General features: G+C 40.8%; 22 protein-coding genes and 1 other RNA gene. 14 read left to right on the forward strand and 9 right to left on the reverse strand.

Translation table 11 applies throughout. The annotated features are described in order from the left end of the window. Window positions 1-5 precede the first annotated feature (5 nt). Complete coding sequence (gene phoR / locus F8B77_RS05370) at window positions 6-1,304, reverse strand: phosphate regulon sensor histidine kinase PhoR (protein WP_151654385.1); 1,299 nt, start codon at window positions 1,302-1,304, stop codon at window positions 6-8. Between the two features lie 35 nt (window positions 1,305-1,339). Then, on the reverse strand, window positions 1,340-2,032 hold the full coding sequence (gene phoB, locus F8B77_RS05375) for a phosphate regulon transcriptional regulator PhoB (protein ID WP_151654387.1): 693 nt from the start codon (window positions 2,030-2,032) through the stop codon (window positions 1,340-1,342). A gap of 213 nt (window positions 2,033-2,245) precedes the next feature. On the opposite strand from phoB, the gene rdgC reads away from it, so the two are divergent. The 3 genes from rdgC to F8B77_RS05390 all read left to right on the forward strand — a co-directional run bounded on the left by rdgC (window position 2,246) and on the right by F8B77_RS05390 (window position 5,111). Beyond that, a complete protein-coding gene (gene rdgC / locus F8B77_RS05380) occupies window positions 2,246-3,157 on the forward strand; it encodes a recombination-associated protein RdgC (protein WP_207215638.1) in 912 nt (303 codons plus the stop codon). Window positions 3,158-3,464: 307 nt separating this feature from the next. Continuing rightward, complete coding sequence (gene trhP, locus F8B77_RS05385) at window positions 3,465-4,853, forward strand: prephenate-dependent tRNA uridine(34) hydroxylase TrhP (RefSeq protein WP_151654389.1); 1,389 nt, start codon at window positions 3,465-3,467, stop codon at window positions 4,851-4,853. Between the two features lie 3 nt (window positions 4,854-4,856). Further along, window positions 4,857-5,111 carry a YfhL family 4Fe-4S dicluster ferredoxin gene (locus F8B77_RS05390; RefSeq protein ID WP_063659444.1) on the forward strand — a complete coding sequence of 85 codons (255 nt, stop codon included), beginning with the start codon at window positions 4,857-4,859 and terminating at the stop codon, window positions 5,109-5,111. Between the two features lie 100 nt (window positions 5,112-5,211). Here the strand turns inward: F8B77_RS05390 and F8B77_RS05395 are convergent, their stop codons facing one another. The 4 genes from F8B77_RS05395 to grpE form a co-directional block, all read right to left on the reverse strand. Continuing rightward, window positions 5,212-6,306, reverse strand: a complete 1,095-nt coding sequence (locus tag F8B77_RS05395) for a DUF3541 domain-containing protein (RefSeq protein ID WP_151654391.1) — start codon at window positions 6,304-6,306, stop codon at window positions 5,212-5,214. A gap of 182 nt (window positions 6,307-6,488) precedes the next feature. After that, entirely contained in the window at window positions 6,489-7,631 is a 1,143-nt protein-coding gene (gene dnaJ, locus F8B77_RS05400; protein WP_151654393.1) for a molecular chaperone DnaJ, read from the reverse strand. 318 nt (window positions 7,632-7,949) lie between these two features. Beyond that, window positions 7,950-9,854, reverse strand: coding sequence for a molecular chaperone DnaK (gene dnaK / locus F8B77_RS05405; RefSeq protein WP_151654395.1), 1,905 nt, complete (start codon window positions 9,852-9,854; stop codon window positions 7,950-7,952). 224 nt (window positions 9,855-10,078) lie between these two features. Further along, window positions 10,079-10,663 carry a nucleotide exchange factor GrpE gene (grpE, locus tag F8B77_RS05410; RefSeq protein WP_151654397.1) on the reverse strand — a complete coding sequence of 195 codons (585 nt, stop codon included), beginning with the start codon at window positions 10,661-10,663 and terminating at the stop codon, window positions 10,079-10,081. Window positions 10,664-10,839: 176 nt separating this feature from the next. Between grpE and nadK the strand changes: the two genes are divergently transcribed. From nadK to bamE, 3 genes are all read left to right on the forward strand, one after another. Then, on the forward strand, window positions 10,840-11,724 hold the full coding sequence (nadK, locus tag F8B77_RS05415) for an NAD(+) kinase (protein ID WP_151654399.1): 885 nt from the start codon (window positions 10,840-10,842) through the stop codon (window positions 11,722-11,724). A 126-nt stretch (window positions 11,725-11,850) separates the two neighbouring features. Continuing rightward, window positions 11,851-13,518 (forward strand): DNA repair protein RecN, encoded by a 1,668-nt coding sequence (gene recN, locus F8B77_RS05420; RefSeq protein WP_151654401.1) that lies wholly within the window; start codon window positions 11,851-11,853, stop codon window positions 13,516-13,518. Window positions 13,519-13,724: 206 nt separating this feature from the next. Further along, window positions 13,725-14,081 carry an outer membrane protein assembly factor BamE gene (gene bamE, locus F8B77_RS05425; RefSeq protein WP_151654403.1) on the forward strand — a complete coding sequence of 119 codons (357 nt, stop codon included), beginning with the start codon at window positions 13,725-13,727 and terminating at the stop codon, window positions 14,079-14,081. A 178-nt stretch (window positions 14,082-14,259) separates the two neighbouring features. Here the strand turns inward: bamE and F8B77_RS05430 are convergent, their stop codons facing one another. Beyond that, window positions 14,260-14,571, reverse strand: coding sequence for an RnfH family protein (locus F8B77_RS05430; protein ID WP_151654405.1), 312 nt, complete (start codon window positions 14,569-14,571; stop codon window positions 14,260-14,262). Beyond that, window positions 14,558-14,995, reverse strand: a complete 438-nt coding sequence (locus tag F8B77_RS05435; RefSeq protein WP_151654407.1) for an SRPBCC family protein — start codon at window positions 14,993-14,995, stop codon at window positions 14,558-14,560. The genes F8B77_RS05430 and F8B77_RS05435 overlap by 14 nt, the downstream gene beginning before the upstream one ends. A 101-nt stretch (window positions 14,996-15,096) precedes the next feature. On the opposite strand from F8B77_RS05435, the gene smpB reads away from it, so the two are divergent. From smpB to choV, 8 genes are all read left to right on the forward strand, one after another. Then, complete coding sequence (gene smpB / locus F8B77_RS05440; RefSeq protein WP_130047804.1) at window positions 15,097-15,582, forward strand: SsrA-binding protein SmpB; 486 nt, start codon at window positions 15,097-15,099, stop codon at window positions 15,580-15,582. A 71-nt stretch (window positions 15,583-15,653) separates the two neighbouring features. After that, window positions 15,654-16,020, forward strand: a transfer-messenger RNA (tmRNA) gene (gene ssrA, locus F8B77_RS05445). 322 nt (window positions 16,021-16,342) lie between these two features. After that, window positions 16,343-16,954 carry a transcriptional regulator BetI gene (betI, locus tag F8B77_RS05450; protein WP_151654409.1) on the forward strand — a complete coding sequence of 204 codons (612 nt, stop codon included), beginning with the start codon at window positions 16,343-16,345 and terminating at the stop codon, window positions 16,952-16,954. A 23-nt stretch (window positions 16,955-16,977) separates the two neighbouring features. After that, window positions 16,978-18,438 carry a betaine-aldehyde dehydrogenase gene (gene betB, locus F8B77_RS05455; protein WP_151654411.1) on the forward strand — a complete coding sequence of 487 codons (1,461 nt, stop codon included), beginning with the start codon at window positions 16,978-16,980 and terminating at the stop codon, window positions 18,436-18,438. 59 nt (window positions 18,439-18,497) lie between these two features. Then, window positions 18,498-20,198, forward strand: a complete 1,701-nt coding sequence (gene betA, locus F8B77_RS05460; RefSeq protein WP_151654413.1) for a choline dehydrogenase — start codon at window positions 18,498-18,500, stop codon at window positions 20,196-20,198. A gap of 77 nt (window positions 20,199-20,275) precedes the next feature. Then, window positions 20,276-21,217 (forward strand): choline ABC transporter substrate-binding protein, encoded by a 942-nt coding sequence (locus tag F8B77_RS05465; RefSeq protein WP_151654415.1) that lies wholly within the window; start codon window positions 20,276-20,278, stop codon window positions 21,215-21,217. A 45-nt stretch (window positions 21,218-21,262) separates the two neighbouring features. Continuing rightward, complete coding sequence (choW, locus tag F8B77_RS05470) at window positions 21,263-22,105, forward strand: choline ABC transporter permease subunit (RefSeq protein WP_151654417.1); 843 nt, start codon at window positions 21,263-21,265, stop codon at window positions 22,103-22,105. 2 nt (window positions 22,106-22,107) lie between these two features. Continuing rightward, on the forward strand, window positions 22,108-23,295 hold the full coding sequence (gene choV, locus F8B77_RS05475) for a choline ABC transporter ATP-binding protein (protein WP_151654419.1): 1,188 nt from the start codon (window positions 22,108-22,110) through the stop codon (window positions 23,293-23,295). A 200-nt stretch (window positions 23,296-23,495) separates the two neighbouring features. Here the strand turns inward: choV and F8B77_RS05480 are convergent, their stop codons facing one another. Continuing rightward, window positions 23,496-24,956, reverse strand: coding sequence for a glutathione synthase (locus F8B77_RS05480; RefSeq protein WP_151654421.1), 1,461 nt, complete (start codon window positions 24,954-24,956; stop codon window positions 23,496-23,498). Between the last annotated feature and the right edge of the window lie 33 nt (window positions 24,957-24,989).

Below are 24,989 nucleotides of genomic sequence, written 5' to 3' on the forward strand. Positions count from 1 at the left end.
TTCCATTACTTTAAAATCAATTTTTTAGGGAGAACAAACGAGAAAGTAGTTCCTTTACCCAATTGGCTCTGTATTTCTAACTGTGAGTCATGATGACTGAGTGCATGTTTTACAATTGCCAGTCCAAGTCCACTACCACCAGTATCTCTTGAACGCGCCTTATCTACGCGATAAAAACGCTCTGTTAATCGAGGAATGTGCTGTGGTTCAATTCCTTGCCCACCATCCTTTACGCTTAATTTAGCCCCTAGGTTCGTTGCCTGCCACTCAACACTAATATCTGCACCATCAGTAGTATGTTTTACCGCGTTATAAACCAAGTTTGAAATCGCACTGCGTAGCTGATCTTCATCCCCTAATACTTTAAGGCGAGGATCGACATCAAAACGAATGCTGTGATTACGCTCACCACTTAATGCGATGGCTTCTTTCTCTAAAATATCTAACATAGAAGGCACATCAACATGCTCTTCTAATTGAGAGGTCGCTGCGGCTTCAATTTTTGAAAGCGTCAGTAATTGTTCAACCAAGCTTTCCATGCGTGATAATTGCTCAGTCATCACCCCATGTGCTCGCTTCCACATTGGACCAACCAGCATATCTGGGTCTTCCGACATTTCTAAATAGCCACGAAGCACCGTCATTGGTGTACGTAGTTCATGAGAAACGTTAGCAAAAAAGTTGCGGCGCATACCTTCTAGTTGCTTAACTTGTGTCACATCACGAACCACCATTAAAAATTCACCATCACTATACGGCACAATACGTATCTCAAGTGTCTTATCCGTGTTAATTGGTGATGGCATATCTAATGGAATATCAAACTGTTGAGCCATTAAATATTGAACAAAATCAGGGGTTCTAATTAAGTTAGTAATAGGATGCCCTGAATCGTCAGGCCAACGAAATCCCAGCAGTGATTGAGCAAGGCTATTACACCATACGATATTTCCTTCGTGACGAAATACCACTACAGCATCAGGCAGTACTTCTGCCCCTTGTCGAAAGCGACGAATTAACGCAGACAGCTCTTTACGACGTTTTTTATGGCGTTTTTGTAAACGATAAGTCTCATCAAAAATCGGCTCCCAACTCCCTGAGGCTGACGGTGGTGTTGCTTTTCTTCCCTCATGCAGCCAGCGCGACATTTTAATTTGATTATGTAAATGCCAAATTAATAAAATAAATGAAGCAAGAAATAATAGTGGCCATAGCGCATCAAATAAATACCCAACAATCACCCAAGGTACGTAAAAAAACGCCAGTTCTCCAACGAGCTTTTTCCATGAGAGACGTTCAACCATGTATTTTACCTTTTGCTTCTATTTATATTTAAGAATTAAGACGTTTGAATAGAGAAACGATAACCCGCTCCACGAACGGTTTGCACTAAGCGATCATGTCCTTCCATTTCTAATGCCTTGCGTAAACGACGAATATGAACATCAACCGTACGATCTTCTACGTATACATTAGTACCCCAAACATTATTCAATAGTTGTTCACGGCTGTATACACGCTCTTGATGAGTCATAAAGAAGTGCAGCATTTTAAATTCTGTCGGACCCATATCTAATGCTTTATCATTGGCTGTAACACGGTGTGATACTGGGTCTAATTTTAACCCTTGAACATCAATCAACTCTTCAACAGAGGTTGGGGATACTCGACGAATAACGGCCTTTAAGCGCGCCATTAACTCTTTTGGTGAAAATGGTTTGGTGATGTAATCATCTGCGCCCACTTCAAGGCCGCGAACTTTATCTTCTTCTTCGCCGCGAGCTGTTAGCATAACTACTGGGATTTTTTTGGTAAATTCATCGCGCTTAAGGTGTTTGATTAAATTGATGCCTGAGCCACCTGGCAACATCCAATCCAACAAAATTAAATCAGGGTAAGGTTCGCAGAGTAAACCAAGTGCAGTGTCATAATCTTCTGCTTCTATCGGTTCATATCCTTTCTGCTCTAATACAAAACACAGCATCTCACGGATTGGCGCTTCATCTTCTACTACAAGTATCCTTCTAGACATTCTTTTTACCTAAATTAGCCAACAAAATTTATAACGCTATTATTAAAGCTAATTATGACACTTTTGTGACTATTGAAAAGAAAAGTTCATATTCTCATCAATGAAATTCTATCTCAGTGTCATTTATCCAAGATCCTGAAATCTATACAAGCAATATTCAACAAAATCTCCTATCATAAGCGCACTTAAAAAAGACAGGAATTCAGCAGCATGATGTGGTTTAAAAATTGTTTAATTTATCGTTTTACTAAAGAAGTTGATCTCAACCCTGAGCAACTTGAAAAACAACTGAACGATTTCCGTTTCACACCTTGTGGTAGCCAAGATATGCAAAAGTTTGGCTGGGTAACTGCAATGGGCCGTCATGGTGATATGCTGACTCACGTCGCAAGCAAAAATATTCTGATCTGTGCTAAAAAAGAAGAAAAAATGTTACCCGCGTCAGTGATTAAAGAATCAATGAACGCAAAAATTGATGCCATGGAACTTGAACAAGGTCGCCCTCTTAAGAAAAAAGAGAAAGACTCTATCAAAGATGACATCGTTATTGATCTTCTTCCACGAGCATTTAGCAAGCACCAACAAACCTACGCATTAATTCTTCCAGAGGCTGGGTTTATTATTGTTGATGCTGGCAGTTACAAAAAAGCGGAAGACGTATTAGCGTTGCTTCGTAAATCTATCGGTAGTCTACCTGTTGTTCCTCTTACTTCAACGCAACCTATTGAAAATGCCTTAACTGAGTGGGTTAAAACAGGTACTACGCCTCAAGGTTTTGAGATGGGTGAAGAAGCCGAACTAAAAGCAATTTTAGAAGATGGCGGCGTGATCCGTTGTAAGCAGCAAGAATTAGTGTGTGATGAAATCCACGCTCATATTGATGCAAACAAAATGGTTACTAAGTTAGCGCTAACTTGGCAAGAGCGTTTAGAGTTTATCCTTGCTGATGACCTATCGCTAAAACGCCTAAAGTTTAGCGATGAGATTAAAGACCAAAACGAAGACATTGGTTTTGAAGATAAAGCCGCACGTTTTGATGCTGATTTTTCTCTAATGAGCTCTGAGCTTGATGCTCTGCTTCCTGATCTATTCAAAGCACTTGGTGGCATTGAAGAGAAAGAGTAAAACAGGATTCAGATCGGTCGCAAGCTCCCTTGAAAGGTTCAGAGGTGCTTGCGGCAAGATCACCAATAAAAAATAATTTTCTTTAATATTGTACTGTCAGCAAACACCTCTGAAATCTGCTAGCGCAGCGATCTGAACTCTTAATCCCCTATTTTCTTTGTTGTTTTCTTCAACCTGAAAGCGAAGCGACCTGAAACCTCTCTTTATACCCTAGCACTTCCCTCACTTTCCATGTAAAATCCGGCCTCCTTCATATCCACGTGATATGACCTGACCTGAGATCAGAATACAACATTGGGAAGCAATCATGTTTAAGCCAGAACTACTTTCGCCTGCGGGCAGCCTTAAAAATATGCGTTATGCGTTTGCCTACGGTGCAGATGCCGTTTATGCAGGCCAGCCACGTTACAGCCTTCGTGTTCGTAACAACGAATTCAACCATGAAAACCTAGAAATCGGCATTAACGAAGCGCACGCGCAAGGTAAAAAACTGTATGTGGTATGTAATATCCAACCACATAACTCAAAGTTAAAAACCTTCATTCGTGATTTAGAGCCAATCGTTGCTATGGGCCCTGACGCATTAATCATGTCAGATCCTGGTTTAATCATGATGGTTCGTGAAGCTTTCCCAGAAGTAGTTATTCACCTGTCAGTTCAAGCTAACGCCGTTAACTGGGCGACAGTTAAATTCTGGTCTACTCAAGGTGTTGAGCGTGTGATCTTATCTCGTGAATTATCACTAGAAGAAATTGAAGAGATCCGTGAACACTGTCCTGATACAGAACTAGAAATTTTTGTACACGGTGCATTATGCATGGCGTACTCTGGTCGCTGCTTGCTTTCTGGTTACATGAACAAGCGTGATCCGAACCAAGGTACATGTACTAATGCATGTCGTTGGGAATACAAAGCTGAAGAAGCGAAAGAAGATGAAAATGGTCAAATCGTTGAAGCTAATCCAACGGGTGTTGAGATCCAAGACGTGGAAGTTCAAAATGAGCGCCCAGACAACACACTAGGCTTAGGTAAACCGACGGATGAGGTAGTTCTTCTTTCTGAAGCACACCGTCCAGAAGAGAAGATGGCAGCATTTGAAGACGAGCATGGTACTTACATCATGAACTCTAAAGATCTTCGTGCTATCCAACACGTAGAACGTCTAACTAAGATGGGGGTTCACTCTCTTAAAATTGAAGGTCGTACTAAGTCTTTCTACTACTGTGCACGTACTGCGCAAGTTTATCGTAAAGCGATTGATGATGCGGTTGCAGGTAAACCATTTGATGAAAGCCTAATGGGTACGCTAGAGAGCCTAGCTCACCGTGGTTACACAGAAGGTTTCCTACGTCGTCATACACACGATGCATACCAAAACTACGATTACGGTTACTCTATCTCTGATTCTCAACAATTCGTTGGTGAGTTCACAGGTAAACGCCGCGGTGATTTAGCGGAAGTTGATGTTAAGAATAAATTCTTAGTCGGTGACTCTGTAGAGATCATGACACCACAAGGTAACCTGACACTGACTCTAGATGTAATGGAAAACCGTAAGAGTGAAGCTGTTGATGAAGCAAAAGGCAATGGTCACTTTGTCTTCATTCCTGTTCCTGCAAACGTTGATCTAGAATACGGCCTGCTAATGCGTAACTTACACACGGGTGAAGATACTCGTAACCCACACGGCAAGTAAGTAATGGCGTTATTGATCAATAAAAAATGCATTAACTGCGACATGTGTGAACCTGAGTGTCCAAACGAAGCAATCAGTATGGGTGATGAGATTTACGAAATTAATCCAGACCTTTGTACTGAATGTAAAGGCCACTATGATGCGCCAACGTGTCAGTCAGTTTGCCCTATCAGTAACTGCGTTATTTCAGATCCAAACAACGTAGAAACAGATGAAGAGTTATTAGAAAAATTCGTTAAGCTTCAAGGCCTAGCGTAATAATCTCTAATCACCTGATCTGATCTAAATAAAAACGCCCAGCGATATCACTATCTCTGGGCGTTTTTTATTTCAGTAACTTGTAACATCAAGTAGTTGTTTACTTTTTCACAAGACCATACGGTTTACTTTTAAATACCTTTGGTTCATTTTGAATCGTCGGTGCGGCATGTGGCGTTTGCCAATCGAGTAACATTATCGCTAATACATTACGGTGCTCACCATCAGTTAAATCAGTACTGTTTGATGTTGATGGCACCATATTCTTCTCACGGTTAATCGCATCTTGAATGTGTTTTTGCGTTTTATACACCACAGGATCATCTTCTAACCCTGCCAATAAGAAGGTAATTCCGACTTCTGAAATAATGTCTTCTTTTGATCTCTTTAAGATCGTATCTATGTTATTACGCAGATAATCATATATCCATTGATGATCAGACTCTTTTAGGGGGTATTGATAATATTGAGAGTCGGCTAATAAAATATGCGTTAAGCCATAGATTTTATTGCCATACTGCTGCTTAGAAAGCGCTGCATCTTTATTATCTGGGTAGGCTAATTTGAATGCTTCAACAAACTCATCAACCACGTCCTGCTCACCTAATTGACGTAACCAATAAACTTGGTTCGCTAGCTGAGCTGCCCATGCTTTAATCATCGCTTCATCAGTCGCGTATTTTTTAAAATCATAACGACGGATAATTTCTCGCAACTGTTTATCGTTACGATGCTTTAAACCATATTCATTAGCACGAGCCATTGAGCCAAGTAAATCCACACCAAGATAGAAATACTCAGGCATATTTTTTGTCGCTTGGTAACGTAAAGTACTACGAATGTCTGTGTCATCAACATAGCTACTTAATCGCTTTTGAGCATAGATATCTATTTGTTCGGGCGTATGAATTTCCGAAGAGAATTGATTAAGTCGACTTGCCACTCGCGCCATATCAGACCAAACCGCCGCTGAATATTTAGAGTCCATGGTTTGACGATACATTCGTAAACCATAGTGGCCAGCTTTAAATGCCGATAAAGTATAGAGTTGGGTTTCATAAGTATGACGAATAGACGCCGCATCCTGCTTGAAGCTTGGTACTGTTTTTCCACCTTGCATGATTTCTGCATTAGCAGAAGATAAACCAAATAATAAAACAATAAACAGTAATAATGTCCGTTTAACTAACACCATGTCAACTCTCTCATCTATTAAGAAGCTAAAAACATAATTGGTTACATAATAAACGAGAAGTATAAGTAACGGTCAAAAAGGTGTAAATAAACCGTGCTTTATCATTTGTTTTTGGCATAAAAAAAACCTAATGATATAAAAGTAATATCATTAGGTTTCAATTTATTCGTTGAGCAATAAACTTATTTAGTTAAATCATCAAAGAAGTTTTTTACACCAGATAAGAAACCTTCAGATTTCGGATTGTGCTTTTTCGCATCTTTCCCATCAAAAGATTCTTGGAATTCTTGAAGAAGCTCTTTTTGACGCTTAGTCAGTTTAACTGGAGTTTCAACAATCAGTTTAACGATTAAGTCACCAGCACTGTGCGTACGAACGCCTTTAACACCCTTACCACGCATACGGAACATACGGCCCGTCTGTGTTTCTAGTGGCACTTTTAGGCTTACGCGACCATCAAGAGTAGGAACTTCAACTTCACCACCTAATGCCGCCATCGTAAAGCTTACTGGCACTTCACAGTATAAGTTGTTGCCGTCACGCTCAAAGATATTATGTTCTTTCACGTGTACTTGTACGTATAGATCGCCTGCTGGAGCGCCGTGTTCTCCAGCTTCACCTTCGCCAGATAAACGAATGCGATCACCAGTATCAACCCCTGATGGGATCTTAACATTAAGCGTTTTCGTCTTTTGAACGCGACCTTCACCATGACAAGAGTTACATGGGTCTTTAATGATTTTGCCTTTACCGTGACAAGTAGGACAAGCTTGCTGTACCGCAAAGAAACCTTGACGCATTTGTACTTGGCCGTGGCCATGACAAGTGCTACACGTTGATGAAGAAGTGCCTTTCTTAGCACCAGTACCTTCACATGGGTCACAAGAAACTAATGTTGGTACTTCAATCTCTTTATCACAACCACGAACCGCTTCTTCTAGCGTAAGTTCCATGTTGTAACGTAAATCTGAACCGCGTTGTGCACGTTGTTGACCACCGCCACGACGACCGCCACCAAAGATGTCACCAAACACATCACCAAAGATATCACCAAAGTCACCTTGACCGCCGCCGAAGCCGCCACCGCCCATACCACCTTGTTCAAAGGCTGCATGACCGTATTGATCATAAGCTGAACGTTTTTGAGCATCCGTTAAGATCTCATACGCTACTTTTACTTCTTTAAACTTTTCTGGCGCTGTTTCATCACCCTGATTACGGTCAGGATGGAATTTCATTGCTAGACGTTTATAGGCTTTCTTAATATCACGCTCTGAAGCATCGCGGCTTACACCTAATACTTCATATAAATCACGTTTAGACATGCTTTGGTCACCAATTCTTTTGATACTGCCGGCAGTGACACCATTAGTATGAGTTCAATCTAGATAATTAGGATCAGCACAAACCGAAAGTGATTATCTAGATTGACCTAATTACAAATTTGCGGGCGGTAGAGAAAACTCCAACGCCCGCAATATATTTTCAACGAAGAATTCTAATAAAAAACATCAGTTTCTAATTAGAAATAATTGTTGATTTATAAGCTAGAAAGTTTGAGTCCAAGGAGGAAGCGCGGAGTTTGCGAACGCAAATGAGCACTTCCGACACAGGAATCGAGCTTTCTAGCGACTAAATCTCAATTATTTGTCTTTAACTTCTTCAAATTCAGCGTCAACAACATCATCTTCTTGCTTAGGTTGCTCACCCGCTTCAGCACCTTGTTGTGCTTGAGCTTTCTGTTGAGCGATTTCCATTAGCTTTTGTGCTGCTTGCATTAGCTCTTGAGTTTTCGCATCGATTGCTTCTTTATCATCACCTGACTTAACGCCTTCTAGTGCTGTAATTGCGGCTTCGATTTTTTCTTTCTCGTCAGCTGGAAGTGCATCGCCTGCTTCTTCGATTTGTTTTTTCGTACCGTGGATCATTTGATCCGCTTGGTTACGTGCTGTTACTAACTCTTCGAACTTTTTGTCCGCGTCTTTGTTTGCTTCAGCTTCTTGTACCATTGCTTCGATTTCTTCGTCTGTTAGACCACCTGAAGCTTGGATTGTGATCTTCTGCTCTTTACCAGTCGATTTATCTTTTGCAGATACGTTTAGGATACCATCAGCATCTAGGTCGAATGTTACTTCGATTTGTGGCATGCCACGTGGTGCTGCTTGGATACCTTCTAGGTTAAATTGACCTAGCGATTTGTTGTATGTCGCTTGCTTACGCTCACCTTGAAGTACGTGGATAGTTACCGCACTTTGGTTGTCTTCAGCAGTAGAGAACGTTTGATCCGCTTTTGTTGGGATTGTTGTGTTCTTCTCGATTAGCTTAGTCATTACGCCACCCATCGTTTCGATACCGAAAGACAGAGGAGTAACATCTAGTAGTAGAACGTCTTTAACGTCACCAGCTAATACACCACCTTGAACTGCAGCACCCATTGCTACTGCTTCATCAGGGTTCACGTCACGACGTGCTTCTTTACCGAAGAATTCAGCTACTTTAGCTTGAACCATAGGCATACGTGTTTGACCACCAACTAGGATTACGTCAGTGATTTCGCCTACTGATAAATCAGCATCAGCTAGAGCAACTTTTAGTGGCTCAAGCGTACGGACTACTAGGTCTTCAACTAGAGATTCTAGTTTTGCACGCGTCACTTTAACGTTCATGTGCTTAGGACCAGTCGCATCAGCAGTAACGTAAGGAAGGTTTACGTCAGTTTGTTGAGCTGAAGACAGTTCAATCTTCGCTTTTTCTGCTGCTTCTTTAACACGTTGCATAGCAAGAGGATCAGTCTTAAGATCGATACCTTGCTCTTTTTTGAACTCATCTACTAAGTAGTTGATCATACGGTTATCGAAATCTTCACCACCTAGGTGAGTGTCGCCGTTTGTCGCAAGAACTTCGAAAGTTTGCTCGCCATCAACGTTGTCGATTTCAATGATAGAAATATCGAATGTACCACCACCAAGGTCGTATACTGCGATAGTGCGATCGCCGCCTTTTTTGTCTAGACCGTAAGCTAATGCTGCTGCTGTTGGCTCGTTGATGATACGTTTAACATCAAGACCTGCGATACGACCAGCATCTTTCGTTGCTTGACGTTGAGCATCGTTAAAGTAAGCTGGTACAGTAACTACTGCGCCAGTCACTTCTTCGCCTAGGAAATCTTCCGCTGTTTTCTTCATTTTCTTAAGAATTTCAGCAGAAACTTGAGGAGCAGCCATTTTTTGACCTTGCGCTTCTACCCAAGCATCACCGTTATCAGCTTTAACGATTTTATATGGCATGATTTGGATATCACGTTGAACTTCTTCGTCTTCAAAACGACGACCGATCAGACGCTTAATAGCAAATAATGTATTTTGTGGGTTAGTAATCGCTTGACGTTTAGCTGGCTGACCTACAAGAGTTTCGCCATCTGTGTATGCAATTACCGATGCCGTTGTACGTTCACCCTCTGCATTCTCTAAAATACGTGGCGTATCGCCATCTAAAACAGCAACACAAGAGTTAGTTGTACCTAAGTCAATACCAATGATCTTACCCATCAGGTTATCTCCAATTTATCTATTTAAACTTACTCAAAACAACTTGAGTAAAGGTTGGGACTGAATCCCATAATTCATTCTATGAGTAATAAATAAGGGCTCTAAATCACAATTCAAGGGAAACAATAAAAAAAACTGTATTTTTTTTTCAAAACAATAAAAAAGCGGCATCATCACTGAGACCGCTTATAATTTAATCGCTAGATTGTTTAATACAACCGCAATTATTGAGCAACCATTACCATCGCTGGACGTAATACTTGTTCATTTAATGTGTAGCCTTTTTGCATCACGATCATAACAGTATTTGATTCGTGATCTGGGCTTGCTTGCATACCAATTGCTTGATGAAGCTCTGGGTTAAACGCTTCACCCACAGGATTAATTACCGTTAAACCAAATTTTTCAATGGTAGAGATAAATGTTTGTAGTGTTAGTTCTACACCCTCAAGCAGTGCTTTAGCCGCTTCACTTTCTTTATCACCGCTTTCTAATGCACGCTCTAAGTTATCAATAACAGGAAGCAATTCACCGGCAAATTTTTTCAAAGCAAATTTACGCGCCTTATCAATATCGCCTTCTGCACGACGGCGTACATTTTGCTCTTCTGCTTTAGCTCGTAATACTGCATCTTGATGCTCTTTAAGCTGCGCTTGGCTAGCAAGTAATGCCGCTTCTAATTCAGCAATTTTTGCTTCTTGGCTTTCTTCAGCCGTTTCATTCCACTCAACATCTGCTTCTGAGCCTACTGCTTCAACATGCTCTTCCACTACTGCTTCTTCATTTACTTTATTTTCTTCGTTACTCATTACTGCTTCTCCAGAATGCTGATGACTAGCTATGTAAAGCGATCTTAATACAAACCAAGGCGTCGCTCTATACGCAAATTAAAACTTTGTCATTATTATGGGGACTAAATAAAGCGATTCAAGCATAATAGTACGAATTGTAACATTTGTTCCCCATTTCATGATGGATGATAGATATGAAAACACATTTTAACGTTATCGCCATTATTGGTAAGCCAAGAGATCCAAGTGCAATAAAAACCCATTTAGCTCTCTATACTTGGCTAACTAAGCTAAATTACTCAGTATTATTAGATGATCGCCTACGTGAAGCTTTGCCCGATATTGCTGATGAATGCTTCAAACATTTATTGGTTTTAGGAGAAAAAGCAGATCTCGCTATTGTTGTTGGTGGTGACGGTAATATGCTTGGGGCTGCTCGAGTGTTATCTCGTTTCGACATATCTGTCATTGGTGTGAATCGTGGGAACCTTGGTTTCTTAACCGATCTAGACCCTGATAATTTTGAAGAGCCATTAACCGCAGTTCTCAATGGTGAATTCGTTAAAGAAGAACGTTTCTTACTCGAAGCGGAAGTACATCGTCACGGCCAGGTAAAGAGTCACAACTCCGCCTTTAATGAGGTGGTACTCCACCCAGGTCAAGTCGCACATATGATCGAATTTGAAGTCTATATTGATGATAGCTTTGCTTTCTCTCAGCGTTCAGATGGTCTCATTATTTCGACACCAACAGGGTCAACCGCTTATTCACTCTCTGGTGGCGGTCCAATTCTGTCACCAAACCTAAACGCTATCTCTATAGTCCCTATGTTTCCACATACGCTTTCAAGCCGCCCACTGGTGGTTGAAGGAAGACGTCATATTAAACTTTTCATCTCCCCTGATAATCGCAGTGCACTTGAAGTCAGCTGTGATGGACAGATATCTCTACCAGTAAGCCCGGGAGACGAGGTCCATATTTATCAAAGTCCAAATAAGCTAAAACTCATTCATCCGAAAGATTATAGCTACTATCATGTACTTAGAAATAAACTAGGTTGGTCTAGTAAACTCTTCTAGTGTTATCGATTAATAACAGATAAGCCACTCACAAAAAATTTAAATTCACTTTACTGTATAAAGAAACAGTATATACTGTTTCTTTATACAGTGTTTTTAGTGTTTGAATTTCGCAGAGAATGGCTTATGTTGGCACATATTAAAATTACTCATTTCGCAATCGTAAAATCGTTAGAATTGGATTTAACCAAGGGCATGACCACTATTACAGGTGAGACTGGTGCAGGTAAATCTATTGCTATTGACGCCCTTGGATTATGTTTAGGCGATCGCGCTGAAGCGTCAATGGTTCGTCAAGGAGAAGAAAAGGCAGAGATCACCGTCCTTTTCACATTAGAGAACAATCTTAACGCTAAGCGATGGTTAGAAGATAATGAACTCTATGACGGTAATGAATGTATTTTACGCCGAGTCATCACCAAAGAAGGCCGCTCTCGTGGCTTTATCAATGGTAGCCCTGTTCCTGCTGCACAGTTAAAAACATTGGGCCATTTATTGATCAACATTCATGGTCAACACGCCCATCACGAACTGATGAAACCTGAATACCAATTAAATATGCTGGATCAGTATGCAGGTCACGTCTCTCTATTAAACAAAACGCGCAGCCGTTATCAAGCATGGCGTCAAGCTGACAACGCATTAAAGCAAATGATCAAGCACAGTCAGCAAAACGAAGCGCAAAAACAACTGATCGAATACCAAATCAAAGAGCTAAACGAACTGGCATTAGGCGAAGAAGAATTCGTCCAGCTAGAAGAAGATCATACAAGACTCTCTAACTCTGGCGAATTGGTTGACTGCTGTCAGCAAGCAGTTTCAGTTCTATACGAAAGCGATGAAGTTAATGCGCTTCAGTTACTGCAATATGCAAATAATCATATCCAACAATTAGGGCAACTTGATCCTAAACTTGCCCCATTATCAGATATGCTTAATGAGGCAATGATCCAAGTTGAAGAAGCCAACCATGAGATCAAAAACTATTTAGATAATATTGATGTTGATCCCGAGCAAATCGCTTTTGTAGAAGAGCGTTTTAGCCGAGTAATGTCTATGGCTAAAAAACACCACGTACTTGCTGAAGAATTATATGAGCACCATCAACAGCTTTTGGCTGAATATGATCGCCTTGATTGCTCTGATGAGAAACGTGAGCAACGCGAACAAGAAGTAGCAGAACTAAAGCAACACTTCTTAGAAGCCGCGCATAAACTAACAAAAAGCCGTCAGCGTTATGCTAAAGAATTGAATAATAAAATTACAGAAAGTATGCAAACATTAAGCATGGAAAAAGCAGTATTTGATATTCAACTTGAAAGTGATGCAGTAAGTAAAATCTCACCACTTGGGATTGATACCTTATGCTTTAAAGTTTCAACCAACCCAGGACAGCCATTACACCCTATTGCCAAAGTAGCCTCTGGTGGTGAGTTATCACGTATTTCATTAGCTATTCAAGTGATCACAGCTCAAAAAGTGGATACTCCAAGTCTTATTTTCGATGAAGTTGATGTGGGGATTAGTGGGCCAACCGCGGCAGTTGTAGGCAAAATGTTACGCACTCTAGGCGAATCAACACAAGTATTATGTGTTACCCATTTACCTCAAGTTGCAGGTTGTGGTCACAATCAACTGTTTGTTGCTAAGCACACCAACTCAGGTAAAACGGAAACTCAAATGCGAGCATTAAGCACAGAAGAGCGTATTGAAGAATTAGCTCGCTTACTAGGTGGTACACAAATTACAGACCATACTCTTGCGAATGCAAAGGAGCTATTAAGCGCCGCTTAGTGTACTTTGTATAAACAGCCTCATTTGCTAAGCACGCCAATACTAGTCGTTAATATTGGCGTGTTTCTTTTCAATACCCTCAATAGAATGCAACTTGATTCAAAAATTAGAGTCAAACACCCCCAGAACAGGCTTAATCTTTTTACTTATTAGTCTAGCTTGTTTATCATCTATTTAATTATTTTAAAGGCTAAGCTGTACGAACTATGCAATTTAAAAAATGGATCATTGCTCTACCCCTTGTTGTTGGGCTTCTAAGCGGTTGCTCGCTATTAGAAAAATTGGTGTATCGAATCGATATTGCCCAAGGTAATTACGTCGAGCAGGAAGCCGTCGACAAACTGCGATTTGGAATGACTAAGCAACAAGTGCAGTTTGTTATGGGTACACCAATGCTTGTTGAGTCAGGTTATCCAAATACTTGGTACTACATTTACCTATTTACCCATGGTCATGAAAAATCGGTACAAAAAAATCTTATTGTTCACTTTGATGATAATGGAAATTTAACCAGTATCGACGGTGTATTTCCTATGAGCGATAGCTTCTTCGAGAAAATCTAATTTTCTATAAGACGTTAAAAACACAAAAACCGGACATCGTTTAACGACCTCCGGTTTTTTATTATCTACAATTAAATAATACCATTCTGGATAAGTAGTTGTTCAGATAATTGCGTAGTAAAAATCGATTTTAACAGGCAAGAATGATCAAATACTTGTGTAGATTGGTATAAATAAACTATTTTTTTGTCGCTACTTTCTTTGCTTGTTCCGCTCTTTTTCGACGAATTTCTTTTGGATCAGCCAATAATGGACGGTAAATTTCAATGCGATCTTTATCTCTAATCGTTGCGTCTAATTTTACGTTACGACTAAAGACACCGACTTTATTCACTTTTAAATCGATCTCCGGATAGCGCTCTAATACACCAGATTGCAAAATAATCTCTTCTACGGTTTGTTCTGCTTTTACAGCAAGCTTAAATACCACTTGCTCCGTTGGCAGTGCGTAAACCACTTCAGCGTGAATCATCTCATTAATTACTGACATAAACCTGCTTCGCTCTTTGAGTAAATGAATTCACCATATTATTCGTTAGCTCTTGAAATACCTTACCAAACGCCATTGCAACTAACGCATTTGAGAACTCAAAATCTAATTTCAATTCAACTTTACATGCCGTTTCATCTAACTCCATAAAGTGCCAACCGCCAGCCAATGACTTAAAAGGACCATCAACTAAGTTCATGCCGATCACTTCTGAGACAATCAAGGAATTCTTTGTCGTAAATGTTTTCTTTATCCCTGCTTTAGCTACATCAACAGAAGCCACCATCGCATGCTCTGATTGTTCTATGATTTTAGATCCTGAGCATCCTGGTAAAAATTGAGGGTATGACGCAACATCGTTGACTAAATCGTACATCTGCTTTGCGCTAAACGGCACTAATGCAGATCGGCTAACCTGTGGCATAAATTATCCTTTACATTATAGATGTAAGCATCATACCATCTTCATGTTAAGAGCCAAACTACTTCCCGAACTCTCAACTAATAACGTATAATGTGGGCATTATGGCAAAGAAAAAATCTAAAGATAAAGCGGGCAGTAATACCATTGCTATGAACAAGCAAGCTCGCCACGAATATTTCATTGATGATGAAATCGAAGCTGGAATCGAACTCCAAGGCTGGGAAGTTAAATCTCTTCGTTCTGGTAAAGTAAATATCGCGGAAAGTTACGTTTATGTTCGTGATGGTGAGATTTTTATTAGTGGTATGAACATTACCCCACTACAAGCGGCATCAACTCATGTTGTAGCGAATCCAACTCGTATTCGTAAATTGCTAATGAGCCGCAAAGAAATCGACAACCTTATTGGCCGTGTAAACCGTGAAGGTATGACATTAGTAGCAACAACAATGTACTGGGTTCGCTCTTGGGCGAAAATCAAAGTTGGCGTAGCTAAAGGTAAAAAACTGCACGATAAACGTACAGATTCAAAAGAAAAAGACTGGAATAGAGATAAAGCACGAATTATGAAGAGTAGTTTGCGTTAATTTCAACCAGTTAGACTGATACTAGCTAGACAGACGCTGTTTTTCTGTTAGTATCATCTGGTAACAACTTTGGGGCTGATTCAGGATTCGACGGGAATTTTGAAACCCGAGGAGCATGTCGTGGGGCGGTTGGCCACGTAAAAAGCCGCAAAAAAATAGTCGCAAACGACGAAAACTACGCACTAGCAGCTTAATAACCTGCTTAGAGCTCTCCTGCCCTAGCTTCCGTTTGTAAGACGGGGAATAACAGGGGATCAAACCCAAACGAACTAGAATGGATTCTCCCATCTGAGAGATGAAGTTCGAATTATAATTCAGGTTAGCCATAAGATAGCGTGTCGGTTCGCAGTTTTACGGTGAAATTAAAGATCGACTAAACATGTAGCGCCAACGGTGAACGGTTTTCGGACGGGGGTTCAAATCCCCCCAGCTCCACCAAACGTTTGGAAAAGCCCAACTTCGAAAGAGGTTGGGCTTTTTTGTGTCTGTAAGTACCGTAATTACCTTGCCATATTAATCACTTTTAATCGCTCACCTCTAATATTTAGGTTAAATTCCCATCAAAAAACCATAACAACACAAATATTTACAGGTCTAACATTTAGCCACAACTTAACAGTAACTATTTGTTTTAAATAAAATTAAAACTGCCCATAACAAAAAAGATAAGTTAGAATCAAAATAATAATTTGAACTCTAACTATTTTTCTGTCATTTTATAATTAATTGAACGTTCAATAAAAAATAAAAGGACCGAAAGATGCCCAAGGTTGGGATGCCTGACATTAGAAAACCACAGCTTGTAAAAGCGACAATGAAAGTCATTGATCGTGTTGGTTTACACGCCGCCAGTATTGCTTTAATTAGTAAAGAAGCAGGGGTATCAACAGGGATCATAAATCACTATTTTGGTGGTAAGCACGGTCTACTTGAAGAAACCATGCGTGAGATCCTTCGCCAACTCTCCAGTACCGTTACATCTCAATTAAAATCCTTACCTGTTGACGCTCATCAACTACGCATCAATGCCATTATCAATGGTAATTTTGAAGGCTACCAAGCAGAAAACGAAGTCGCTAAAACTTGGTTAGCATTCTGGTCTTACTCGATGCATGACGAACAACTAAAGCGTCTACAGCGTGTAAATGAAAGGCGTTTACTGTCCCACCTACGAATTGAACTAAAAGCCATGTTGAATAACCAACAAGCAGAACTCGTTGCTCACGGGATCGCATCATTAATTGATGGTGTTTGGTTAAGAGGTACATTAAACCCAGAAGGCATTAACGCTGACAAAGCACGTGCCATCATCAATGACTACCTTGAAAAGCAACTTTACTTTTATTCAAGTCAGCCAATAAATCACTCATAATAATTATTAAGTCAGATATTCAAATGGAAATTAACTCATTATATGTCGATGGAAAGTCGATTCCAGCTACGTCTGGAGAAACCTTCACTAGCATTAATCCTGCTAATGGCGAACCAATTGCACAGGTAGGTCAAGCCTCTCAAGCCGATTTTGAGCTTGCTATTGAATCAGCAAAACGTGGTTTCACGGTATGGTCTGCCATGACCGCCATTGAACGCAGCCGTATTCTTCTCAATGCAGTAAAAATACTTAGAGAACGAAACAATGACCTTGCCGAGCTTGAGGTTATGGATACCGGAAAACCGCTTCAAGAGGCATTAGAAGTTGATGTTGCCTCTGGTGCCGATGTCATTGAATACTTCGCAGGATTAGTTCCTGCAATGCAAGGTGACCAACAACCACTGGGTGAAAGCCAATTTTTTTACACTCGTCGTGAACCACTTGGTATTTGTGCAGGTATCGGTGCCTGGAACTACCCTATCCAGATCGCTATGTGGAAATCAGCACCTGCATTGGCAGCGGGTAATGCAATGATCTTCAAACCATCAGAAGAAACGCCATTAACAGCATTGAAACTGGCCGAAATATTTACCGAAGCGGGATTACCAGATGGCGTGTTCAACGTCGTTCAAGGTGATTATCGTGTCGGTCAAATGCTGACTGCACACCCTAATATCGCAAAAGTGTCTTTCACCGGTGAAACAGGAACAGGCAAAGCAGTCATGGCTGACAGTGCAAAGACGCTAAAATCTGTCACGATGGAGCTCGGAGGGAAGTCCCCAATGATCGTTTTTGATGACGCAAAATTGGATGATGCCGTATCCGCAGCGATGGTGGCCAACTTCTATACTCAAGGTGAAGTTTGTACTAATGGTACTCGTGTTTTTGTTCATGAAAACCTTTATGACGAGTTCATTAACCAACTTAAAGTTCGCACTGAAAAACTGATTGTCGGTGACCCAATGAACCTCGAAACCCAAGTCGGAGCTCTAATTTCAAAAGCACATTTAGCGAAAGTGCTAGAAGCGATTGAACAAGCCAAACAGTCAGGCGCAACCCTGCTTACTGGTGGCTATCAAGTGATTGATAAAGGGTTAGAAAACGGTAACTTTGTGGTTCCTACTGTCTTTGTAAATTGCGAAGATGATATGCCACACGTTCAACAAGAAATCTTTGGCCCTGTTATGTCAGTCCTGAAATTCACTGACGAAGACGAGGTTATTCGCCGCGCAAACGACACTAAGTATGGGCTCGCTGCCGGTATTTTCACTCAAAACTTATCTAAAGCTCACCGAGTTATTCATCAAATGCAAGCAGGTATTTGTTGGGTAAATACATGGGGAGACTCTCCTGCAGAGATGCCAGTAGGCGGTTATAAACACTCGGGGGTTGGACGTGAAAACGGCCCTGAAACGCTACTGCATTACACGCAAACCAAAAGTATATTAATAGAGCTTGGTGATTTCGCTAGCCCTTACGCTTAATTTACCCTTCCAATAAAAACGTCTAACCCTATGCGCTAGACGTCACGGAGAATACCAACATGGAACAACGCTACGATTATATTATCGTCGGCGCGGGTTCGGCCGGCTGTGTGTTAGCAGATAGACTAACCGAAAGCGGTCAACACAGCGTTTTATTATTAGAAGCAGGCGGGACGGATAAAAGTATTTTTATCCAAATGCCTACAGCTCTTTCTTATCCTATGAATTCTGAAAAGTACGCATGGCAGTTCGAGACTCAACAAGAATCAGGACTCGATGGACGCCAACTACACTGCCCTCGCGGCAAAGTTCTTGGTGGAAGCTCATCGATCAACGGCATGGTTTATGTTCGTGGTCACGCGTGTGATTATGACGAATGGGAAGAAAATGGCGCGACAGGTTGGAACTATCAAACCTGCTTACCTTACTTCCGTAAAGCAGAAACATGGAGTAAAGGCGCAGATCAATATCGCGGAGGCGAAGGCCCTTTAGGTACGTGTAATGGCAATGACATGACACTTAATCCTCTATATCAAGCCTTCATCAATGCTGGTAAAGACGCGGGATATCCAGAAACATCAGACTACAACGGCTATCAACAAGAAGGTTTTGGTCCAATGCACATGACGGTAGATAAAGGCGTTAGAGCATCTACCTCAAACGCATATCTTCGTCGTGCTTTAAAGCGTCCTAACTTAACGCTAATGAAAGGAATTATCGCAAGAAAAATCCGACTTGAAGACAAGAAAGCCGTTGGTATTGAGTTTGAAAAATCAGGAAAAATCATCAATGTGCATGCGAATAAAGAAGTCATTTCAAGTGCAGGTTCAATTGGCTCAGTTCAATTACTTCAACTGTCAGGCATAGGTCCAAAAGCCGTCTTAGAAAACGCAGGCGTAGAGGTAAAACATCAACTCTCTGGTGTTGGTGAAAACCTGCAAGATCACCTTGAAATTTACTTCCAATACCACTGTAAAGAACCCATTACTCTTAACAGTAAACTGGGCTTGGTAAGTAAAGGCTTAATAGGCACAGAATGGATACTAACTCGCAAAGGGTTAGGCGCAACAAACCACTTTGAATCGTGTGCTTTTATTCGCTCTCGTAAAGGTTTGAAATGGCCAAACCTTCAATATCATTTCTTACCTGCAGCGATGCGTTATGACGGACAAGCCGCGTTTGATGGTCATGGATTTCAAGTTCATGTTGGTCCAAATAAACCAGAAAGCCGCGGAACAGTATCAATAACCTCAGCGGATCCTCACGCAAAACCAAAGATCGTTTTTAACTACATTTCGACTGAACGAGATCGCCAAGATTGGCGCGATTGTATCCGCCTTACTCGTGAAATTTTATCCCAACCATCAATGGATTCATTCCGAGGTGGTGAAATACAACCGGGTATCGAAATCACGTCTGATGAGGCGATTGATGAATGGGTTAAACAAAATGTAGAAAGTGCTTACCACCCTTCTTGTAGTTGCAAAATGGGTAAAGAAGAGGACCCAATGGCCGTACTTGACGAAGAGTGCCGTGTGCGTGGGATTGAAAATTTACGCGTGGTCGATTCTTCTGTGTTCCCAACGATTCCAAACGGAAACTTAAATGCTCCCACCATAATGGTTGCAGAACGTGCCGCCGATTTCATTCTTGGCAATCCTATGCTCACAGGGGAGCGCGCCCCCGTTTGGATAGCACCAGAATGGGAAGAGAAACAACGAATAAACACACCAATAAGAGAAGCAAACACGCTTTCTTAAATAATAAGAAACACAAAAAATACAGTCAGCAGCGCCGTTATACCCAATGGCGAAAGGAATCATTACAAGGAATTATTATGTCACTTACAAAAAAGACACTTGCCACATTAGCGATCAGCTCATTCGCTTTTAACGTTTATGCCAATCAATGTGAAACCGTACGTTTTGCAGATGTCGGTTGGACAGACATCACCGCAACAACCGCAGTAACCTCTGAACTACTTAAAGGCATGGGCTATAAAACCAAAACCGATCTTCTTTCTGTTCCCGTCACTTACTCTTCAATGGCAAATGGCGACATTGATGTCTTCTTAGGTAACTGGATGCCGACCATGGAAGGGGATATCGCTAAATACCGTGAAGCTGGCACAGTAGAAACCGTTCGTGCCAATTTAGAAGGCGCTAAATACACACTTGCCGTACCAAAATATGTGTACGATGCAGGTGTTACAAGCTTTGCAGATTTAGCGAAAAATGCCGACAAGTTCAAAGACCGTATCTACGGAATCGAACCGGGGAACGATGGTAACCGTATCATTCAATCAATGATTGACTCTGACGCGTTTGGTCTTAAAGAGTTTAGTGTTGTCGAATCAAGTGAAGCCGGTATGGTTTCTCAAGTATCACGTGCCGTTCGTCGCAGTCAATGGATAGTGTATTTAGGCTGGGCTCCACACCCAATGAACAGCAATGTAGAAATGGAATACTTATCGGGCGGTGATGACTACTTTGGTGCTAACTATGGCGGCGCAAGCGTGTATACCAATGTTCGCTCTAACTACCTTTCAGAATGTAAAAATGTTGGACAGTTATTACAAAATCTAGAGTTCAGTCTTGAGATGGAGAATGAATTGATGGAAAACATTCTAAATCAAAAAATGACGCCAGAGAAAGCGGCTCAACAGTGGTTAAACAAAAATCCACAACAAGTAAAAGCATGGCTTGAGAATGTGAGATCACTGCAAGGTGACGCCGCAAATAAATCAGTAACCGAATACCTAAAACAAGTTAAAGCTTAATCAATAATGGTGGGTTTCGGCCCACCTGTCATTTAAGGAAATATTGTGAATTTTATTACAGAGCACAAAATCCCTGTTGGGCAATGGATGGAAACAGGCGTTGACTGGTTAACTATCAATGCCGATGGTTTTTTTGATGCCATTTCATTTTTTCTAGAAACTATCATTCTCTTTTTAGTCGATGTATTTAAATGGATGCCTCCTGCGCTTCCTATTCTTATGACCGCTGCTATTGCGTGGTATTTACACAGAAAACCGTCATTAGTGATTTTTGTCGTCGCTGCATTACTCACTATTCTAAACCTTGGCTATTGGCAAGAAATGCTGGAAACCTTTGTCCTTGTTTTTGCAGCGACAACGATTTCCGTATTAATTGGCGTACCGATTGGAATAATGGCCGCACACCGACCTTGGCTTTATACCGTACTAAGACCAATCCTTGATTTAATGCAAACCGTACCTACTTTTGTTTACCTGATCCCAACTCTCGTTTTATTCGGTTTAGGCATTGTTCCAGGATTAATCTCAACCATTATTTTTGCCATTGCTGCTCCTATTCGTCTTACGTACCTTGGTGTCACAAAAGTGCCGGGAGAGTTAATTGAAGCAGGCAAAGCGTTTGGTGCAAACCGCATGAAGTTATTACTCAAAGTAGAATTACCAGCAGCACTACCAAGCATTATGGCCGGCATAACCCAATGCATTATGTTGTCGTTATCAATGGTGGTTATAGCCGCACTTGTTGGTGCTGATGGCTTAGGTAAACCCGTTGTTCGAGCGCTTAATACCGTGAATATCTCACAAGGGTTTGAAGCAGGATTAGCCATTGTTCTTGTGGCTATTATTCTTGATCGCTTATGTAAAGCACCAAACCAAAAGGAAGCATAATCATGGATGCCATTACTATAAAAAACCTCGATGTGGTGTTTGGAAAAAAAACTGAGCAAGCGTTGGAATTATTAGACCAAGGGAGAACTCGCCAAGAGATTATCGACGAAATAGGTCAAATTGTCGGTGTTGATAATGTCTCTCTTTCGGTTAAAGAAGGTGAGATTTGCGTTCTAATGGGATTATCAGGTTCAGGGAAATCAAGCCTGCTTCGCGCCGTTAACGGATTAAATGAAGTAAGCCGTGGTGAGTTAATGATTAAGAATGGCGACAAGCTTGTTGATATCGCTCAGTGTAATGAAGAAACCTTACGCCATTTACGCACTCAACGTGTTTCGATGGTTTTCCAAAACTTTGCATTAATGCCATGGCTTACTGTGCTTGATAACGTCGCTTTTGGTTTAGAAATGCAAGGTATCGCAAAAAATGAACGCCGAGCAAAAGCACGTAAACAAATTGAAATGGTTGGCCTTGCTGAGTGGGAGGAAAAATACCCTCATGAACTGTCAGGAGGGATGCAACAACGTGTTGGTTTAGCCCGTGCGTTTACGATGGATACCGACATTCTATTAATGGATGAACCATTTTCGGCTCTTGATCCTCTTATTCGTTCTCAACTTCAAGATGAACTTCTTCTATTACAAACAAAGCTAAATAAGACCATTTTATTTGTTAGCCATGATTTAGATGAAGCGTTAAAAATTGGCAATAACATTGCGATCATGGAATCGGGTAAATTAATTCAACACGGTAAACCAGAAGACATCGTACTTAACCCAAAAACAGAATACGTGAAAGATTTTGTTGCCCACACAAATCCATTGAATGTATTAAAAGGCCGTTCATTAATGCAGCCTCTCGATTCACTTAAACAGGAAGATCAACGTTGGAAAATTTGTGATGCTAAAAATTTATGGGTTAACCAACACCCATCGACGTTGAGTATTGAAGGGCAACCTGAGCTTACTTTAGTTAAGTGGGAGCAGATAAATAATGATTTTTCTGCAATAAATCAAACAACATTAGTTATCGCAAGTCCTGAGATCGGCATGCGAGATGCCATTAAATTGAAACAATTAAGTAATCACCCTATCTTACTTGTCGAAGACAATCAGTTAGTCGGTATTCTTGATAATAATGAGTTTTACAGCGCCCTTATTGGTGATTTTCAATTAAATAACGCCGCGTAAAAATTCAGAGCATAGAAGATATCAATGTGTATCTAGTATCACCGCCTAAAGGCGTAGCCAAAGCGAGTTTATATAAGCCATTGGCCTACCATAGGCGAACTAGTGAGACTCTCTAATAAATTGAAAAGCCCAATATCAAATAATATTGGGCTTTTTTACATCGGTGGTTTTATTATGAAAATCTAATTAAATTGCTTTTTTTAATCAATTAATACCAATGAATCTAAAATACCTTTGCCGCTGTGGATCCCACCTTCGTTTTCACTGGCAGGTTTACTGCGAATTAAATACCCTGCATAACCTTCAAATTCGGTCACTGGCTGACCCTTGTAATACGCTGTAAATAAGCCAATTTCACTCACTAAATCATCCACCATAGTTTGTTCACCATCACGAACGGCAATGGTTGGCGTATCACGCTCATGTGGATATAAGCGTTGCATTAACGCCCAAGCATCATATTCTTCTGGTGCTAAGTGATTTAATTTTTCCGCTATATCCTGACCAAAAATACAATGCCCACCACCTTCTCCTTGGTTTTTTAATACCCACTCATTTTGAATCGCTTCTGTTTCAAACCATTTAATCGTTTCAACATTAATGGGTTTCATCTCTGCCAAAACACTCTTCACCAATTTTGCCTCTTCAAGGCTTAGACCCCACCGTGCATATTCGCTTTCTGGCATCATGGTTAATAGCATTTGCATTGTTTTACTGGTCGCTAATTGCTGACTGATGGTGGCATTCACGGCGACATGGTGCAGCTCGATAAACAGTCTAATTTGACTTAATGTATGGCAGCACACAGGCTCATTGAGTTCCGGTGCGAAATAATCTTCATATTGATAACCAGCTCTTAAATACACAACATCAATGGCACCGACATTTTCTAATAGTAAGCGCTTATTTTCACCACTAGAAAGTTGAGTACTTAACTGCTCAAAGGTGCGTCTTACTGTGCGTATTCCTTGTTTCTGCAGTTCAACTTCAAGTAAATGTTGGTCATAAACGTTATCTTCATTCTTTTGAACCACCATTAAAAACGTAGGTTTACCTTGGTCAGAAAAATCCGTTTTAATCGCTCTCGCAGTAGTTGCAATACCATAGGCCAATTGCTCTAAGCCATGATTATCCGCTGATACCGCTGAGCTGTCTTCAATCCATTGATTATAAGTATCAGGCCATTGATGTTTCATAAAAGAGTGGAACTCAGCTGCTCGCTGCCCAAACGGCCCCATCCCTGCTGCGATGCCATTAAATTCAATGACTTTTGCGCCGTGCTGACGGTCATCCATAAAATCAGTTCGCATCAATAATAATGGCTTACGCTCGGCAACTAGTTTATTACCGGCATCACCATGCAATTGTTGATGTCGTGACATTAATAAACCAAAGAAAGGATCGGCTTTTGCCATATTACTTAATGACGTTTGTAGGAAATAATGATCTTCAGAGACATTATGAATAAGCTTAGTTATCAATGGGGTCACTGCTAATAAATGATTATACACTTCGCGCTCAATACTCATTGGGGCGATACTAAATGGACAGTGTCGTGCTGTATTATCTGCTTGTCGAAAAGCCACACCGTGCATAATCGCCCACTCACAAGCGTCTTCAATAATTTGTTGAGAAACAAACGGTTTTTTTTCTGTATTCATTTTAATTACTCTTAAATTCAATAATTCAATAAT

The sequence above is a fragment of the Aliivibrio finisterrensis genome, from assembly GCF_008933155.1.
Lineage (GTDB): Bacteria > Pseudomonadota > Gammaproteobacteria > Enterobacterales > Vibrionaceae > Aliivibrio > Aliivibrio finisterrensis.